Here is an 18,357-nt window from a genome sequence, read left to right on the forward strand (position 1 = left end):
GCAGCAGGATGCCAGCTCATCGCAGCACCCGCCAGCGTCGTACGGCCAGCAGCAGCACGATGATGATCACGGCAGTGATCAGCATCAACAGGATGGTGACGAGTGAGCCGTACGCGAAGCCGGAGAACTCGAAGACCTGGTCGAAGATGTACACCGGCAGGTACAGGGTGGCGTTTGCGGGTCGACCGTCGGTGAGCACGTACGCCGGCACGAAGTTGACCTGGAGGGTGAGGATGATGTCCCGTACCGCCAGCAGCACCAGCACCGGGGCGAGCAACGGCAGGGTGAGCCGCCGCAGCTGACCGAACGGGCCGCAGCCCTCCAACGCCGCCGCCTCGTACAGCCGGCCGTTGAGCAGCCGGCGGGCGGCGAGCACCACCACGAAGCCCTCACCGATGGGGAAGGCCAGCATCAACACCACCCCGATGCGGGCGGTGGTCGGGTCGGCGAGCCAGTTGTAGCCCTGGTGACCGAACAGCCCGAGAAGCTGGTTCAGCGGCCCGTACAACGGGTTGAGCACCCACAGGAACAGCACCGCCAGGGCCACGTCGGGGATGACGGTGGGCAGGTAGACGGCGGTGCGGAACCAGCGTCCGCCCGGACGGGGAGCGGCGAGCAGCAGACCGAGCCCCACCGCGGCGACGAACCGTACCGGCACGGCGAGCGCCACGTGGAACAGGGAGGCTTCCATGCTGTCGAGCAGGAACCGGTCGTCGAGCATCCGACGGATGTTGTCCAGCCCGATGAACTGCGGATCCCGGGTCAGGCCCGTGTGGTCGGTGAACGCGTACCCGAGGTTGAGCAGCGCCGGCACCGCGACCAGCAGCGCCACCGCGATGGCGTACGGGGCGAGGAACGCCCAACCGGTCAGGGGCCGTCGGGGACGGCTCATCGTCGTCGGCCGGTGGTCGCGTCGAACCGGTGCAGCCGATCGGCGCGCAGCCGCACCTCGTCTCCGCCAGCCACGCCGGGGCGAGGGCCGGTGCGCACGATCAGCCGGGTGCCGTCCGGGCAGCGGGTCGACAGGTTCGCCTCGCTGCCCAGCGACTCCACCGCCTCGACGGTGGCGGTGACCGGCCCGGCGTCGTCGAGGGCCAGATCCTCCGGCCGTACGCCGATGGTCAGGGTGGCGTCGCCGCCGAGCACTCCGCCGCCGGGTACCAGGTTCATCGGCGGGCTGCCGAGGAACCCGGCGACGAACGTGTCGGCCGGCTCGTCGTACACCTGCTGGGGTGGGCCGACCTGGCGGATCTGCCCGTCGGCCAGCACCACCACCCGGTCGCCGAGGGTCATCGCCTCGTGCTGGTCGTGGGTGACGTGGATGGTGGTGGTGCGCAGTTCCCGGTGCAGGGCCAGCAGGTCGGTGCGGGTGGCGAAGCGCAGCGGACCGTCCAGGCTGGCCAGTGGCTCGTCGAGCAGGTAGACGCTCGGGTCGCGCAACAACGCCCGGGCCAGCGCCACCCGTTGACGCTGGCCGCCGGACATCTGGTCGGGGTAGCGGTCCAGCAGGCCGTCGATGCCGAGCCGCTGCGCGGCGGCCCGGGCCCGCTGCTCCGCCTCGGCCCGGCGCACCTTGCGCACCCGCAGCCCGAAGGTGAGGTTGCCCAGCACGGTCAGGTGCGGAAAGAGCGCGTAGTCCTGGAAGACCATCGCCACCGCGCGCCGGGGTGGCGGGACCGTCGCGACGTCGACGTCGTCGACCAGGATCCGGCCGCTGTCGGGCCGGTCCAGCCCGGCGATCAGCCGCAGGATCGTCGACTTGCCGGACCCGGACGGGCCGACCAGCGTGATCAACTCACCGGCCGCCACCTCCAGGTCCACGCCGTCGACGGCGGGCCTGCCGCCGTACGAGCGGGTCAGTGCCTCCAGCCGGATGACGCCTCTCACTTGCCCACCGAGAACAGCGGACGGACCCGGTCCTCCAACTGGCGCAGCCCGTCCTCCCGGTCGATGCGGCCGTAGAAGACCTCGGCCAGCAGGCTGTTGCCCTCCTTCTCCACCCGCGACCAGCTGCCGGTGCGCGGGGTGGCCCGCAGGTACGGTTCCGCGTCGAGGAACACCTGCGAGGACCGGGGCGCCTTGGACGGGTCGAGGAAGGCGGGGGAGTTCGCCACCTCCAGCCGCGACGGCACCGTACGACCCGACTCGGCGAGGGTGCGCTGCCCGGCGTCGCCCATCGCGTACTCGATGAAGCGCCACGCCGGGCCGTGGTCGGCCAGGCCGGCGCTCATGCAGTACGCGTCGCTGTGCAGGATCGACGCCGGCCTCCCGCCCGGTGCCACCGGCAGCGGCGCGACGTCCCAGGTGAAGTCGGTGATGGTGCGCAGGGTGGGCACGGCGACCCGGCTGTTGAGGTACATGCCGAGGGTGCCGCGCAGGAACCGGGCCTCACTGGACTCGCTCTGCTCCTCGGCGTCCGGCGGCACCACCCCGTGGCGCGACTGGAGGTCGAGGAACCAGTCGACGGCCGCCCGGGAGGACGGGTTGTCGGTGAGGGTCAACCGGTTCGGCTTGTCCGGATCGTCGACCAGCTCACCACCGTTGGACCAGACGAACGGGGCGAGCCGGGGCAGCGACGGGTCGACACCGACGCCGTACCGGCCGTCGCGGGTCAACGCCTTCGCCGCGGCGAGGAAGTCGTCCCAGGTCCAACCCGCGGTCGGGGCGGGAATGCCGGCGGCGGTGAACAGGTCGACGTTGTAGTAGACGACGAGCGAGGACAGGTTCTGCGGCAGGCAGGTCAACTCCCGACCGTCGAACCGGAAGGCGTCCAGGGCCCGCGGGCTGAAGTCGCTCTCCCGGATCTCCTCGCTGGAGTCCAGGTACGACTGCACCGGCTCGATCACCCCCTGCGCGGCGAACTGGCCGTAGCGGCGGTAGTTGAGCAGGAACACGTCCGGCGGCTGGCCCCCGGCGAACGAGGTGGTCAACCGCGCCATCAGTTCGTCCTGGGTGGCCACGGGGGAGAGGGTGACCGGGATGTCGGGGTGGGCGGTGGTGAAGCCGGCGACCAGGTCCCGATAGCCGGCGATCTCCTCGGCGTCACCGAACAGCACCACGGTGATGCCGTCGTCGTCCGTCGCCTTGTCACCGGACGAGCATCCGGTGCCGACCAGCAGCACCGTCAGCAGGGTGGCGCAGGCGCGCCGCCAGAGGGAGGTCATCGGCTTCCTTTCGAGCGAAGCGCCGCCAGTGGATCGTCGGCCAGCAGGACCCGCTGGGCGAGCAGAAACACCAGTACGCACGGCGCGGTGGCGATCACGCTGCCGGCCATCAGCAGCGGCCAGTCCGTCGGGTTGAGCAGCAGCAGGAACCGCAGCCCCAACGGCCAGGTGTAGCGGTCGCCGCTGGTCAGATAGAGCAGCGGGTCGATGAAGTTGGACCAGTGGAAGGTGAAGGCGAGCACCGCCACGGCCAGCGTCGCCGGTTTGACCTGCGGCATCGCCAGCCGTCGCCAGATGGTCAGCCACCCGGCGCCCTCCAGCCGGGCGGCCTGCAACTGGCTGTCCGGGATGCCGCCGAAGCTCCAGGCGTACAGCAGGATCAGGAACGGGCTGACGGCCAGCGCCGCCGGCGCCAGCAGCGGGAGGTACGTGTCGACCGCGCCGAAGAGCCGGAACACCTCGAACCGGGTGGCCCACACGGCGGTGACCGGCACCAGCAGCACGACCAGCAGCGCGAGCAGTGCCCGGCGGCGCGCGGTCCCGGACAGCAGCCGCAGCCCGAATCCGGTCAGCGCGGCCACCAGCACGGTCAGCGGTACGGCCAGCGCCACCACCAGCGCCGAGTTGGCCAGGTACCGGGCCAGCGGCACCAGTTCCGGCAACCGGGTGTACGCGGCGGTGGTGGGATCGGCCGGCCACAGTTCCAGGGTGCGTGGCGGTGGGGAACCGGCCGGTCGCAGCGAGCCGACCAGCATGAACCACAGTGGTGCGACGAAGATCGCCGCGAAGATGGCGGGCACGACGAACCGCCCGAGCCATCGCCCGATCACCGCGCCACCCCCTGCTTTCCGGACCCCTCGGCCGAACCTAGGGATCGGCCCGCCATCGGTCATCGGGCACCTGTCGAAGATCTCGGAGCGGGGTTGCTACGTGTGTCGCAGATGGTCTACTCCTCGGGCCGATGCTGCCCGGTCAGGCGGGCCAGCTTGAGCCCCAGATGCAGGCAGAGCCGCTCGTCGCCGTCCTTGAGGTCGGTGTCGGCGAGTTCCTCGATCCGTTGCAGTCGGTAGTAGAGGGTGGTGCGGTGCAGCCGCAGCCGGGCGGCCGTGGCGTGCGCGTTGCCGGCTTGGTCCAGGTACCGCTCGAGTGTGGTCAGCAGGACCTGACTGCCCGGGGTGGCCAGCAGCCGGGCCAGGCCGGGATGCACGTCGGCCACCGTGAGCTGCTGGTCGCCGAGTCGGGCCAGCGCCCGGTAGCTGCCCAGGCCGGACCAGAAGACGACCCGGCCCAGCGCCGGCAGTTGCGCACCGACCCGTGCCGCGTGCAGAGCCTCGACGTACGACTCGGCGGCGTCAGCCAGCCGCGCCCGCGTCTGACCGACACCGACCACGGTACGTTCCACCGAGCCGAGTGCGCGGGTGACGTGTTGCAGGTCCTCGTCGAGTTGGCGGGCGGCGATCTCGGGCGCGGGCCGTCCGGCGACCGGCTCGGCCGGTAGCAGCAGTATGCCGTGGTCGTGGCGGATCAGATGCAGGGCCTCCCTGATGCCGGCCCGTCGGCGGGCGGCCACCAGCGCCTGTTCCAGCGCGATCCGGGCCAACTCGTCCGGCTGCCGCTGCGCGGGTGCGACAAGCCGTGCCACAAGCGCCGTCCGGGGCCCGTCGGCGGCGATCATCCCCGCCTCCAGCAGGGCACGGGCCGCCTGGTCACGGGTCTCCGGGCTGTCGGCGAGCAGCGTACGGGCCGCCTCGGTCTCCCGTTGCGCGGCCAGTTCGCCGAGCAGGTTCTCCCGGTACAGCGCCAGGGAGAGTTCCTTGAGCAGCCCCGTGGCGGTCAGGTCGACGTCGGTCATGGTGCCGTCGGGATCGATGAACCAGACGTAGCCGAGCAGCAGTTCGTGGTGCCGTACCGGCACGCACAACCGGGGCAGCATGCCGAGGTCCGGCCGGGCAGGAGTGCGTACCGGCCCGCGTGCGTCGGCCAGGCCGAGGTCACGTACCCAGGCGACGACCTCCGGGCTGCTCTGCCGGCGCAGGATCGATGCCCGGCGGACCTCGTCGGTCAGCCCGTTCTGCTCGCTGTACACGACGACCCGTTGCCGACGGTCCTCGATCAGTGCGGGACGTCCGGCGTGGGCGGCGACGGCGTCGACGATGCGTTGCAGTTCGCCCCGCACCAGCCCCCCTCTCATGTTGTGGATCCCTGGCGGGCGGCAGAACCGCCCCGCGCGCCGCCGCCATGATCGGAATCCTGTCTACACCCGGGATAGGCGTACGACCAGGCTGGTTCGTTACAGTCATGCGGATCATTCTCGCGTTGCCTGTCACATAAGCTGGCCCGTGATGAGCCGACCACCGAGCCGTGCTCCCGGCGACCTGCGGGTTCACCTGCGACGGGCACGCGATCACATGGACCGCCACTACACCGAGGCGTTGGACCTCGCCGCCGTCGCGGCCGTCGCCGGCATCAGCAAATATCACTTCCATCGACTGTTCACCATCACGTACGGGCTCTCGCCGGCCGCGTACCTGTCGCAACGGCGCATCGAGCGGGCCCAGGACCTGTTGCGGGCCACCAACCTCACCGTGACCGAGGTCTGTTACGCGGTCGGCTTCGCCAGCCTCGGCTCGTTCAGCAGCCGGTTCCGCGAACTCGTCGGCGAGTCACCAAGCGAGTTTCAGCGCCGTTGGGCGCAGGCCGGCACCCCGCACATCCCGGGCTGTTTCGTGTTCATGTGGGGGCTCGCCGAGCGACGCGACGACGCCGCAAGCTAGGAGAAGCCGCCCCCGCGTCGACCGGGCCTAGCCTGGCTCCCATGATTACGAACGTCTCGCTGACCAGCGTTTTCGTCAAGGACATCGACGCCGCCAAGGCGTTCTACATCGACGTGCTCGGCTTCGTCGAGCGCACCGACATCACCATCGGCGACGGCTCCTACCGCTGGTGCACCGTCGGCCACCCCGGCCAACCGGAGTTGGAGGTGCACCTGCAACTTCCCGGGCCACCGCTGTCGCCGGAGGTGGCCGAGTTGTTCGCCCGGGCGCGTGACGAGGGGAGTCTGTTCGCCCTCGGGCTGGCCGTCGACGACTGCCGCAAGACCTACGACGACCTGCGGGCCAAGGGCGTGGAGTTCCTCCAGGAGCCGGCGGACCGCCCGTACGGGGTGGAGGCCGTGGCCCGCGACAACTCCGGCAACTGGCTGGTCCTGGTCGAGCACAAGGAGTTCAGCCCGGCCGACTTCGACTGACCGGCGCCCGTCGCCTGCCGCCTTGCTGCCTCGCCCGGCGATCCGTGCCGTCGGGCGGGGTGGGTCGCCACCGGTCAGGACGGCACGCGCGCGGATGCCGAGCGCGGTCGACCTCAATACGCTGTCCGACATGCGGGTGTTCGACATGATCGTCGACGAGCGGCACCGGGCCGCCGACCTCCTGGACGGGCTGACGGCCGAACAACTGCGCCAGCCGAGTCTCTGTGCTGGCTGGACGGTCCACGACGTCGCCGCCCACCTCACCACCTACCTGCGCTTCGGCCAACTGAAGATCTACGCCGCGATCGTCACCACCGGCGCCGATTTCGACAGGTTCAACCTCCGGTTGACCCGTCGTGCCGCCCGCCTACCGGTCGAGGAGATCGTGGCGACGCTGCGGCGGCACGCCGCCTCCCGTACCACCATCCCGCGCTCCGGCTATGACCCGGTCCTGACCGACGTGCTGCTGCACGACCTGGACATGCGGGTTCCCCTGAACATTGCCCGCGACATCCCGGAGGAACGGCTCCGGGTGGCGTTCCGTCACCTGACCGACCGGCCGTCACCCGGGTACACGATGGGCGACCGGCTGCACGGTCTGCGACTGGAGGCGACCGACACCGGATGGACGCACGGCAGCGGACCGGTGGTACGCGGTCGCGCCGAAGCCCTGTTGCTCGGCATCGGTGGCCGGCCGTGGGCCTTCGACCACCTGGAGGGCGACGGGCTGGCGTTGCTGCGCACGCGGGTGCGGGACCGGACCCGGCCGGGGACGATCCGCCGCCTGATGGCACCACTGCGGGTGCTCGCCAGCCCGCCACCACGAGACCGACGATCCCGCGACGCCGGGGCGCCCGGAGCGCGGTGAGCAGCGCCGTCGGCTGACCTCAGCGGACGGTGAAAGTCAGACGGTGTTGCGGTAGCCGACGCTGATGACCCGGCGGGCCGTCTCGTCGTAGAACTTCGGATCACTCGGGGCGAAGGTGCCGAGACCGTCGACGTACCGGTTGACCATGCAGAAGGCCGCCGCGATCAGGACGGTGTCGTGGATCTCTTCGTCGGTGGCACCCTCGGTGCGGGCCGCATCGACCAGTTCGGTGGTCACGTCGCGTCCGCTGCGCTGCACCGCCCCGGCGATGTGCAGCAGGGCGCGCAGCTTGGCGGAGATCGGTGCCGTGGCCGGGTCGGCGCGTACCTGGTCGACCAGGGACATGCCCTCGTCGAGCAGCGCGGCGGCGAACGCCGAATGGGCCGAGCAGCAGTAGGTGCACTCGTTGAGGCCCGAGACGTACGCGGCGATCAACTCGCGGTCGGCCGTCGGCAGGCTGAGTGGCCCACGCAGCAGGGTCTCCGCCAGTTCCAGCATCGGCTTGCCGGTGACCGGGCGGTACTTCAACGGCCCCCGTACCCCGGGAAATTCGGTCTCGTCCACGCCCAGGTCGATGTGTGCCATGACGTCACGCCCTCATTCGGTCGGCGAGTTGACAGCGATGACCGGTACGGCTCAGCGGTCCAGCACCGGTAGGTAGCCGTGGGTGGCGATCCGTTCGGACGCCTGCGCGTACCACCCTGGGTCGGCTGCCGGTAGGGTGCCGAGGCCGTCGACGTACCTGTTGAACATGCAGAAGGCCGCCGCGATCAGGACCGTGTCGTGGATCTCGAGGTCGGTGGCACCTTCCGTGCGCGCGGCCTGGACCAGGTCGGCGGTGACGTCGCGTCCGCTGACCTGAACGGCGGCGGCGATACGCAGCAGGGCACGCAGCTTCGCGGAGATCGGAGCGCGGTCCGGGTCGGCGTGAACCTGGTCGACAAGGGGCATGCCCTCGTCGAGTTGTGCCGCCGCGTAAGCCGAGTGCGCCGAGCAGCAGTAGGTGCACTCGTTGCGGCCGGAGACGTACGCGGCGATCAGTTCCCGTTCCCCTGCGGTGAGGGAGTGTGGTCCGCGCAGCAGCACCTCGACCAGGTCGAGCAACGGTCGGCCGGTCTCCGGTCGGAAGCGCAGCGGCCCACGGATGCCGGGGAACTCGGACTCCTGCACCCCCAGATCGATGTGTGCGATCTTGTCACTCTCCTCGATGTCGAAGGTGATCCATAGAATCTAGTGAATTGCCTTCGGCCCCTCAAGGGGCTGACTGTCCGCTGTCGGAAGTTCTCCACCGTGGACTTCGCGGTGCTGGCGGCGGTCCACCAGTCGCAGCGACCAGCCCGTCATGGCGGTGGTGACGAGGGCCATCACGACAAGCGCGAGGTACAGTTGCCCGGTCACGATGCCGGCGGCGTGTCCGGCTTGCAGCAGCGCGATCTCGGTGAGGCCGCGGGCGTTGAGCAGCACCCCGATCCGCTGCGCGGTGTGTGGCGTCTCGCCGGCCAGGCGGGCGCCGACGTAGCTGCCGACGGTCTTGCCGATCACGGCGAGGGCGGTCGCCACGGTGATCGCCAACCACGGGACGGCCGTGGCCCCGGTGGACCAGACGGTGAGGCCGGTGGCGACGAAGAACGCCGGCAGCAGCGCGGTGCCGAGACGGTTGATCCGGGTGACAGCGGCCGCCGTCCAGGGTTGCTTTGCCGGCAGGCACAGCCCGACGAGGAAGGCGCCGGAGATCGCGGTCAGTCCGCCGGACTCGGTGGCGTGTGCGGCGACCAGGGCGACCATGGCGATCACCGCGGCGACGGGGTATGGGTGTCGGGCGAGCGCCGGCGGCACGGTACGGGTGGCGAGCAGACGGCGGAGCAGGAGCGAGGCACCGAGCCCGCCGACGAGCACCAGGATGGCGGTCAGCGCCGCATGGGTGCCGGTGCCGGCGAGACCGACTGCGGTGCCGAGCAGTAGCCAGGCGATCGCGTCGACGACCACCGCGGAGGACAGGGACAGTCTGGCGGCGCGGGTGCCGGTCAGGCGGTGGTCGGCGATGATGCGGGCGAGGACGGGCACCGCCGAGACGGTGAGCGCGATGGTGATGAAGATGAGGAACGCCGGTCGGGGAGCGCTGCCGCGCAGGTCCGGGTCGTTCTGCCAGAGCAGCCACCCGGCCAGTGCGGCGCCGGCCGCCAGCGACGGGAACAGCGTCCCGGCCGTCACCCAGGCGATCACCCGACCACGTAGGGACACTGTGGAGGCGGTGAGTTCGGTGGCGGTGGCGACGAGGAAGAGGACGAGGCCGACGTGACCGCAGAGGTGCAGGACGGTCAGGACGTCGGCGGGAAGTAGGGCCTGGCGGGCGTCCTCGCCGCCGAGCGTCAGGATGAGCGGGCCTGCGAGCAGTCCCAGCGTGATCTCCCCGACCACCCCCGGTTGGCCGACGAACCGGGCGAGCCGGCGGAAGAGGTGGGCGGCGGTGAGGACGATGGTGAGCGCAGCGACGCTGTGCAGCCCGCTGACCGTGTAGCTGACCGCGCCGTTCACAACTGTGACAACTGGTGGGCGGTCGGACCGGACGAGTGGGTGCCGCTCCGGCGTGCTGGCCGGGGCTCGTGCGGGCCGTTGGAACGCGGCCCGCACGGCACCGGATGGGTGGGTTTACCAGGGCCAGTCGATGAGGTGAGGGGTGAGCACCGGACAACCTCCCAACCGTGTGTTGGCGATCCACTACCTGATGCATCGTTACTGATCGCCGTAACTCTTGTAAATATGCGCCGGGTGGGATTCTCGGTAAACCTCGTCCGGTGGGCGGCGCGCGTCCTCGTTGGAGGGTCGAGGGGGATTCGTTGACGCTGCATGCAGTTGACATTACTGTAGTCACGGCTTGAAGACTACAGTCATGCAACAGGCGGGGTGGTTATGGATAGCTTCGGCGATCGGGTCCGTTCACTTCCGGCTGACGAGCGGGACAAGGTGCTCAGGAGGCTCACCGGCAGCCTCGCCGAACCGGAGCAGGACCTGATCAGGCGACGTCCTGACGGCACCCATCCGCTGCCGCTGTCCTACCTGCAGGAGCACCTCTGGTTCCTGGACCGGCTGAACCCGGGAACCAGCACCTACAACCTCGGTGCCACCTTCCGACTGCGCGGACGCGTGGAGATCGGCGCACTCTGCGCCAGCCTGCGCGACCTCGTCGCCCGTCACGAGGCACTGCGTACCACTGTTGTCGACCAGGACGGTCGGCCCGTCCAGGTGGTCCACGACGCCGGGGCCGCCGTGACAGTCGTCGACCTGTCCGGTACCCCGGACGACGAACGCGACAGCACGGTCGCCCGCTGGGCCCGCGAGGCCGTCGACAGGCCTTTCGACCTCGACCGGGAGACCCTGTTCCGGGCCACGATCGCCGTTCTCGGCCCGCAGGACTACCTGCTCGCCCTCACCATGCACCACATCTGCGTCGACGGCTGGTCATCGCAGACTCTGCTCGCCGAGTTGACCGAGCTGTACCGGGCCGCGGTGACCGGCACCGAACCGGCGCTGGGCGTGCCGCAGGTGCACTACCCCGACTTCGCGGTCTGGCAGCGCAGCCGAGGCGACGAGCTGCTGACCGGGCAGCTGGACTACTGGCAGCGGACGCTGCGGGACCTGCCGACGTTGGCGATGCCCACCGACTTCCCCCGGCCGGTCGTACCCTCCGACCGCAGCGAGAGCGTGACGACGGTCCTTCGCGGCGCGGTGGTACCGGCCCTGCGCGAGCTGTCCCGTCGGCGCGGCGCGACGCTGTTCATGACCCTCGTCGCGGCCTTCGACGCGGTCCTGTCCCGCTACACCGGTCAGGACGACATCGTCATCGGCACCACCACCACCGGCCGACACCGTCCGCAGCTGCCGGAGATGATCGGCCACTTCGTGAACATGGTCGTGCTCCGCACCGATCTCGGCGGCAACCCCACCTTCGACGAACTGCTCGACCGGGTACAGCAGACGGTGCTGGGTGCCTGGCGCAACCAGGACGTACCGTTCGAGAAGGTCGTCGCCGCGGTGCGTCCGGACCGGCAAGCCGGGCGCAACCCGCTGTTCCAGGTGGGGTTGCAACTGCTGCCCGGTGCCGCTGCCGGTGCCGCGCTGGACCTGCCCGAGGTGCGCGCCGCACTTGTCGACGCCGGACTGGACCGGCATCCGTTCGACCTGTCCCTGACCGTTCGGGAGGACGACGAGGCGCTGCACATCACCGCCGACTTCCGCACCGACCTGTTCGCCGTACCCCGCATCGAACGACTCGTGGGGCATCTGTGCACCGTGCTGGAGGCGGTGGCGGCGAACAGCGGCACCGTACTGGGCGAGCTGCCGATGCTCACCCCGATCGAGCGTGAGCGGGTCCTGGAGGCCTGGCAGGGTGCCCGCCGGCCGTACCTGCGGGAACCGGTGCACCTGCAGATCGCCGCCCAGGCCGCGCGGACGCCGCGCACCGTCGCGCTGCGCCACGGCGACGAGCAACTCACCTACCGTGGGTTGATCGAGCGTGCCGACCGCCTCGCCGGGTACCTGCGGGGTCGCGGAGTCGGACACGAGGACATCGTCGGGGTCGCTCTGGAACGTGGCATCGACACCGTCGTCGCCTTCCTCGCCACGATGAACGCGGGCGCCGCGTTCCTCCCACTGGATCTCGCCCACCCCCGCAACCGGCTCGCCTACCAGCTCGACGACGCGGGCGCCAAGGTGGTGATCAGCCACTCCCGGGTACGGGATCGGCTCCCCGACAGCACCGGCTGGGAGCCGGTCTGGTTGGATCTCGACGCCGCCGCGATCGACACCGCGATCGACGCCGCGCCGGCATCCGCCGATCCCTCGCCCGTCACCGAGTCCTCGTTGGTCTACGTCCTCTACACCTCCGGTTCGACCGGACGGCCCAAGGGCGTGCTCATCGAACACCGGGCACTGTCCAACTTCGTCTCCTGGATGACCGGGGTGTTCGAACTCGGACCCGGCGATCAGATGTTGCAGTACGCCGCGGTCAACTTCGACCTCGCCGAGGGGGAGATCTTCTCCGCGCTCACCTCCGGAGCGACCCTGGTGCTCGCGCCGGAGCAGCTGCGCAGCGACCCCGGTTCGCTGTCCGGGGTGATCGAGGCCGAGGGCATCACCTATCTGGGCGCTCCGCCGGCGGTGCTGAGCCTCATCCCGTCGGCGGATTACCCGCTGCTGCGCAAGATCCTCGTCGGTGGTGAGGCGTTGCCCGGGGACCTGGTGAACCGGTGGCGGACCCCGGGCCGTCGCTTCGTCAACGGGTACGGCCCCACCGAGGTCACCATCGGGTGCAGCTACTACGTCTGCGAGCACCGGGAATGGCGGGGACAGCCGCCGATCGGTCGGGCCATGCCGAACCGCTTCGTCTACGTGCTCGACCGTTTCGACAAGCCCAGCCCGGTCGGGGTGCCCGGCGAGATCACCGTCGGCGGTGTGGGGCTGGCTCGCGGCTACCTCAACGCCCCGGAGCTGACCGCCGCCCGGTTCGTACCGAACCCGTTCCGTCCCGGTGAGCTGATGTACCGCACCGGAGACCTCGGCATGTGGAGCGAGACCGGCCAGTTGCAGTTCCTCGGGCGCATCGACACCCAGGTCAAGTTGCGCGGCGTACGGATCGAGCTGACCGAGATCGAGGCCTGTCTGGCCAGCCATCCGGAGGTACGCCAGGCCGCCGTCCTGCTCCGTACGGACCTGCCGGGCGGTCCCCGGCTCGTCGCGTACCTGGTTCCCGGGTCCCGGGTGCCGGGGGAGGCCGAACTGCGCGCACACCTGACCCGGGAACTGCCCGCCGGCGTCGTACCCGGCAGCTACGTCGTACTTGACGAACTGCCCCTGACCACGGTGGGGAAGATCGACCAGGCGGCACTACCCGCGCCGCAGCTCACCGAGGGACGCGTACCGCGTACCGAGACGGAGCGGGTGCTCTGCGAACTCTTCGCCGAGGTGCTCGGGGTGGACACGGTCACCATCGACGACAGCTTCTTCGACCTGGGCGGGTACTCGCTGCTCGTGGTGCGGCTGGTGAACCGGGTACGCGAGCGGCTCGGTGCCGAACTGGAGATCCGGACCATCTTCGACACGCCGACCGTGGCCGGGATGGCGCACACCTTGGACGGCGGCAGCGGCGCGGACGACCAGGATCTCGCGGCGCCGACCGAGCAGCCGCAGGTCGCGGCACCGACCGAGCAGCCGCAGGTCGCGGACGCCGGTGCGGTCCCGGCTGGCGAGCCGGGACGCCCGGAGCGGGTGCCGCTCTCCTACGCCCAACGGCGGCTGTGGTTCCTGGCCCAGATGGAAGGCCCCAGCGCCACCTACAACGTGCCGATGGCGTTACGGCTGACCGGGCCGCTGGACCCGGACGCCCTGCAGGTGGCGCTCGACGACGTGGTGGGCCGGCACGAGGTGCTGCGTACCGTCTACCCGCAGTTCGACGGCGAACCGACGCAGCACGTCGTGGCCGACGCCCACGTACCGCTGATCCGACCGGACGTCACGCCGGGACAGCTGCCGCACCTTCTCGCCGACGCCGCCGCGACCGTCTTCGACCTCGCCGTCGACCTGCCGGTCCGGGCGTGGCTGCTGCCCACCGGGCCGCAGGAGCACGTGCTCATGATCGTCCTGCACCACATCGCCAGCGACGGGCTCTCCCTGCTGCCGCTGCTGACCGATCTGGGCACCGCCTATGCGGCTCGCCGCGACGGGTCGGCGCCGACCTGGCCGCCCCTGCCGATGCAGTACGCCGACTACACCCTGCGCCAGCGGGCGCAGCTCGGCGAGGTCACCGACCCCGACAGTCCGCTGGGCCGGCAGCTCGCCTACTGGAAGCGGACGCTGGCGCAGCTGCCGGCGGCGTTGCAACTGCCCGCCGACCGGCCCCGGCCCCCGGTCGCGAGCTACCGCGGTGACCTGCTCACCTTCCCGATCGACGCCGAGCTGCACGCCCGCCTGCTCGACCTGACCCGACGCCACCGCGTCAGCATGTTCATGCTCTTCCAGGCCGCGTTCGCCGCCCTGCTGACCCGCCTCGGCGCGGGCACCGACATTCCCGTGGGCGCCCCCACCGCCGGGCGGGCCGAGGCCGACCTCGACGCCCTTGTCGGCTTCTTCGTCAACACCCTGGTGTTGCGCACCGACACCGCCGGCAACCCCACCTTCGCCGAACTGCTGACCCGGGTACGCGACACCGACCTCGCCGCCTTCGCCCACCAGGATCTGCCCTTCGAGTTGCTCGCCGAGGCGCTCAACCCGCCGCGCGCCGCCGGGCACCACCCCCTGTTCCAGGTGGTGCTCCAGGTCAACAGCGGTGGGGCGGGTGGCCTGCCGCCGCTGGGCGACGTCACCGTGACCGCGGAGCTGGTCGACCTGCACGTGGCCAAGTTCGACCTGGTGCTCGGCGCGGAGGAGAGCTACACCGAGGCGCGACCCGCCGGCATCCTCGGCTCGTTCGAGTACGCCACCGATCTGTTCGACCGGGACACCGTGGCGCGGCTGGGGGCGCGGCTGGTCCATCTTCTCGACGCGGTCAGCCGCGATCCGGCGCAGCCGCTGGACGCCATCGACCTGTTCCTGCCGGGTGAACGCGAGCGGGTGCTCGACGAGTTCAACCGCACCGACCGACCCGTACCCGACACGGTGCTGCCCGATCTGTTCGAGGCGCAGGTGCGGCGCAGCCCTGAGGCCACCGCCGTCATCGCCGACACGGGTGCCGTCAGCTACGCGACGCTCGACGAGGCGGCGAACCGGCTGGCGCATCATCTTCTCGCCCACGGGGTCACGCCCGGGGGGATCGTCGCGGTGGCGATCCCCCGACGGGCCGAGCTGATCGTCGCCCTCTACGCCGTGCACAAGGCCGGTGCGGCGTACCTGCCGTTGGAGACCGACCACCCGGCCGAGCGACTGCGGTACGCGGTACGGCACAGTCGACCGTCTCTCGTGCTGACCACCGGCGACACCGAACTTTCCGACCTCGGCGTACCGGTCGTGGTCCTGGACGATCCCCGGACCCGCACCGAGCTGGCCACCCGGCCCGCCACCCCGCCGGCGCGCGACCTGCACCCCCGACACCCCGCGTACGTGATCTACACCTCCGGGTCGACCGGGCGGCCGAAGGCGGTCGTGGTGTCACACCACGCGATCGTCAACCGGCTCGCCTGGATGCTGCACCACTATCCGCTCGACGCCACCGACCGGGTGTTGCAGAAGACCCCGGCCGGGTTCGACGTGTCCGTGCCGGAGTTCTTCGGGCCGCACCAGGTGGGTGCCACGCTCGTGCTCGCCGCACCGGGGGAGCAGGCCGACCCTGGTCGCCTCGCCGCGCGCATTCGCGACGACGCGGTCACCGTCGTGCACTTCGTACCGTCGATGCTGCGGACGTTCCTGGCCGAGCCCGCCGCGGCGACCTGCACCGGCCTGCGGCGGGTCTTCGTCAGCGGGGAGGAGCTTCCGACTGCGGTCCAGCGGCGCTTCCAGCAGCTGTTCGACGCGGAACTGCACAACCTGTACGGGCCCACGGAGGCGGCCGTCGAGGTCAGTGCCTGGCAGTGCCGTGCCGACGAGCCGGGACCGGTGCCGATCGGACGACCGGTCTGGAACACCCGTCTCTACGTCCTCGACGACCAGCTGAACCCGCTGCCCATCGGTGTCACCGGCGAGCTGTATCTGGCCGGTCGCCAGCTTGCCGACGGCTACCAGCACCAGCCGGGCCTGACCGCCCAGCGGTTCCTGCCCGACCCGTACGGTCCGCCGGGTGCCCGGATGTACCGCAGCGGTGACCTCGCCCGGTGGCGGGCCGACGGCGCGCTGGAGTTCCTGGGGCGGGTCGACGACCAGATGAAGATCCGTGGCCTGCGTATCGAGCCGCAGGAGGTGGAGGAGGCCCTCACCCGGCACACCGGCGTGGCGTCCGCCGCGGTCGCTGCCCATCCCGCCCCGGACGGCGGCGCCCAACTCGTCGGTCACCTGGTGCCGGACCCGACGGCGGAACCGTTGCTGCACCGCCTGGCGGCGCTGCGCGCGACCGAGTCACTGCCGTGGCAGACCCTCCCGGACGGCACCGCGGTGGTGGCCCCGGACCGGGCCACCACCCAGTTCCTGTACCGGGAGCTGTTCGAGGACGGCCCGGTGTCACCGGCACGTCTGGAGCTGCCCGCCGACGCGTGCGTGTTCGACGTCGGCGCACACGTCGGCATGTTCAGCCTCGCCCTGCACCGCGCCCACCCGGATGTGGTGACGTACGCCTTCGAGCCGGTGCCCGCCCTGCACCGGATGCTGGCGGCCAACACCGCCCTGTACGGACTGACGGCGCAGACCTTCGCCCACGGCCTCGGCGACACCGAGGGCGAGGTCGACTTCACCTACTACCCGCACCTGTCGATCATGTCGGGCCGGTACGCCGACACCGCGGCCGACGCCCGCGTCGTCCAGGGGTACGAAGGGGTGTCGGCGGACAGCCCGCACTGGGCTGAGCTGCGTGACGAGCGACTGCGACCGGAACGTGTGACAGTCGCGCTGCGCACCCTGTCCGCCGTCATCGACGAGACCGCCGTGTCGCGCATCGATCTGCTCAAGGTCGACGTCGAACGTAGCGAACTCGACGTGCTGCGCGGAATCCGCGACGAGCACTGGCCGCTGATCCGGCAGGTGCTCGTGGAGACCGACAACGCCCGCTCCGACGAGGTCGGCGACCTGCTGGCCCGGCACGGCTTCGCGGTCACCCGGCACACGCCGGACCTGCTCGCGGGCACCGGGTTGGTCAGCCTGCACGCCGTCCGTCCCGACCACCCGTCGCGGTCCGCGCCCCCGGCGCAGGTCGGGTGTCCCCGTACGGAGGCGGAGTTCGTCGCCGAGGTGCGCGACGAGGCCCGCCACGTGCTACCGGCGCATCTGGTGCCGCAACGCCTCGTCCTGCTCGACCGGCTTCCGCTGTCGGCGAGCGGCAAACTCGACAGGTCCCGGCTGCCCGCACCCGGCCGGGACGGAGGTCGGGGACGAGCACCGCGTACCCGTGACGAGGAGATCGCCTGCGGGATCGTCGCCGAACTGCTGCACCGGGACCAGGTCACCATCGACGACAACTTCTTCGACCTGGGTGGGCACTCCCTGCTGACGGTCCAACTGGTCAACCGGATCGCCGCGGCCACCGGACGGCAGCTCAGCGTCCGGTCGGTGTTCGTCACCCCGACCGTCGCCGGGCTGCTCTCCGACGCCTCCGAGCACGGCGGCCTCGACGTCCTGCTGCCGCTGCGAACCACAGGTGACCGTGCGCCGCTGTTCTGCGTACACCCGTTCACCGGGCTCAGCTGGGGCTATGCGGGACTCGCCCGGCACCTGGAGTCCGACCGACCGTTGTACGGCCTCCAGTCGCCGCTGCTGACCGATCCGGACTCGGCGGTAGCTGACGTCGCGGCCCTCGCGGAGCGGTACCTCGAACGGATCCGCGCGGTCGCGCCCCAGGGGCCGTACCACCTGCTCGGGTGGTCCTTCGGAGGCCTGGTGGCCCACGAGATCGCGGTCCGGCTGCGGGAGCGGGGCGAGCAGGTCGGGGTGCTGGCACTGCTGGACGCCTACCCGGTGCCGCAGCAGGGCCCGGCGGCCCAGCCGCCCACGCCGGCCGAGGTGCTCGGTGTGCTCACCGGTGACCCCGAGCTGCGCCGTACCGATCCCAGCCTGTCCGTACTGCCCGACGACGAGGAACTCGCCCGGCTGATACGGGAGGCGAACCCGGCGCTGGCCCAGTTGCGGACCGCGGAGATCGCCGGGATCGCCCGCGCGGCCGCCGGGCACGTCGAGGCGATGCGCCACCACCTGCCCCGCCGGTACGACGGCGACCTGCTCTTCGTCACCGCCACCGAGGGCCGACCCGAGCAGGCGCCCACCGCGGACGTGTGGGAGCCGTACGTGGGCGGTCAGGTGACCCGGGTCGACGTGGCGGCGAACCACTGGTCGATGACCGAACCCGCGCCGCTCGCGCGCATCGGGGCGGCGCTGCGGCAGCGACTGGACGAGGCGTAGCGACCACGACGTCGGGCACCTCCACCCCTCGGGGGCGGAGGTGCCCGACG

General features: G+C 71.0%; 12 protein-coding genes. 4 read left to right on the top strand and 8 right to left on the bottom strand.

The window, feature by feature from the left end:
• Positions 1 to 16 precede the first annotated feature (16 nt).
• The 5 genes from EG812_RS05070 to EG812_RS05090 all read right to left on the bottom strand — a co-directional run bounded on the left by EG812_RS05070 (position 17) and on the right by EG812_RS05090 (position 5,355).
• The gene (locus EG812_RS05070; RefSeq protein ID WP_102657338.1) at positions 17 to 892 is read right to left on the bottom strand and encodes a carbohydrate ABC transporter permease; all 876 of its coding nucleotides are present in this window, start codon (positions 890 to 892) and stop codon (positions 17 to 19) included.
• Positions 889 to 1,887, bottom strand: coding sequence for an ABC transporter ATP-binding protein (locus tag EG812_RS05075; protein WP_126710860.1), 999 nt, complete (start codon positions 1,885 to 1,887; stop codon positions 889 to 891). The genes EG812_RS05070 and EG812_RS05075 overlap by 4 nt, the downstream gene beginning before the upstream one ends.
• Entirely contained in the window at positions 1,884 to 3,164 is a 1,281-nt protein-coding gene (locus tag EG812_RS05080; protein WP_126710861.1) for an ABC transporter substrate-binding protein, read from the bottom strand. Before EG812_RS05080 ends, EG812_RS05075 begins: the two co-directional genes overlap by 4 nt.
• The gene (locus EG812_RS05085; protein ID WP_013734222.1) at positions 3,161 to 3,994 is read right to left on the bottom strand and encodes a carbohydrate ABC transporter permease; all 834 of its coding nucleotides are present in this window, start codon (positions 3,992 to 3,994) and stop codon (positions 3,161 to 3,163) included. The genes EG812_RS05080 and EG812_RS05085 overlap by 4 nt, the downstream gene beginning before the upstream one ends.
• 116 nt (positions 3,995 to 4,110) lie before the next feature.
• Positions 4,111 to 5,355 (bottom strand): PucR family transcriptional regulator, encoded by a 1,245-nt coding sequence (locus tag EG812_RS05090; protein ID WP_086011286.1) that lies wholly within the window; start codon positions 5,353 to 5,355, stop codon positions 4,111 to 4,113.
• A 151-nt stretch (positions 5,356 to 5,506) separates the two neighbouring features.
• On the opposite strand from EG812_RS05090, the gene EG812_RS05095 reads away from it, so the two are divergent.
• The 3 genes from EG812_RS05095 to EG812_RS05105 all read left to right on the top strand — a co-directional run bounded on the left by EG812_RS05095 (position 5,507) and on the right by EG812_RS05105 (position 7,279).
• The gene (locus EG812_RS05095) at positions 5,507 to 5,938 is read left to right on the top strand and encodes a helix-turn-helix transcriptional regulator (protein WP_043721121.1); all 432 of its coding nucleotides are present in this window, start codon (positions 5,507 to 5,509) and stop codon (positions 5,936 to 5,938) included.
• A 41-nt stretch (positions 5,939 to 5,979) separates the two neighbouring features.
• Positions 5,980 to 6,411: a VOC family protein gene (locus EG812_RS05100; protein WP_013734219.1), complete on the top strand. Its 432-nt coding sequence runs from the start codon at positions 5,980 to 5,982 to the stop codon at positions 6,409 to 6,411.
• A gap of 130 nt (positions 6,412 to 6,541) precedes the next feature.
• The gene (locus tag EG812_RS05105; protein WP_158632481.1) at positions 6,542 to 7,279 is read left to right on the top strand and encodes a maleylpyruvate isomerase family mycothiol-dependent enzyme; all 738 of its coding nucleotides are present in this window, start codon (positions 6,542 to 6,544) and stop codon (positions 7,277 to 7,279) included.
• Positions 7,280 to 7,315: 36 nt separating this feature from the next.
• Here the strand turns inward: EG812_RS05105 and EG812_RS05110 are convergent, their stop codons facing one another.
• Genes EG812_RS05110 through EG812_RS05120 form a run of 3 tightly spaced genes read right to left on the bottom strand, consistent with a single transcriptional unit; the run spans position 7,316 to position 9,814 of the window.
• Positions 7,316 to 7,864 (bottom strand): carboxymuconolactone decarboxylase family protein, encoded by a 549-nt coding sequence (locus tag EG812_RS05110; protein WP_013734217.1) that lies wholly within the window; start codon positions 7,862 to 7,864, stop codon positions 7,316 to 7,318.
• 51 nt (positions 7,865 to 7,915) lie between these two features.
• Entirely contained in the window at positions 7,916 to 8,470 is a 555-nt protein-coding gene (locus tag EG812_RS05115) for a carboxymuconolactone decarboxylase family protein (RefSeq protein ID WP_043721114.1), read from the bottom strand.
• Positions 8,471 to 8,509: 39 nt separating this feature from the next.
• Entirely contained in the window at positions 8,510 to 9,814 is a 1,305-nt protein-coding gene (locus EG812_RS05120; RefSeq protein WP_013734215.1) for a cation:proton antiporter, read from the bottom strand.
• Between the two features lie 429 nt (positions 9,815 to 10,243).
• On the opposite strand from EG812_RS05120, the gene EG812_RS05125 reads away from it, so the two are divergent.
• Positions 10,244 to 18,307 (top strand): non-ribosomal peptide synthetase, encoded by an 8,064-nt coding sequence (locus EG812_RS05125; protein WP_158632482.1) that lies wholly within the window; start codon positions 10,244 to 10,246, stop codon positions 18,305 to 18,307.
• Positions 18,308 to 18,357: the final 50 nt, after the last annotated feature.

This window comes from Verrucosispora sp. FIM060022 (genome assembly GCF_003977705.1).
Taxonomy (GTDB): domain Bacteria; phylum Actinomycetota; class Actinomycetes; order Mycobacteriales; family Micromonosporaceae; genus Micromonospora; species Micromonospora gifhornensis.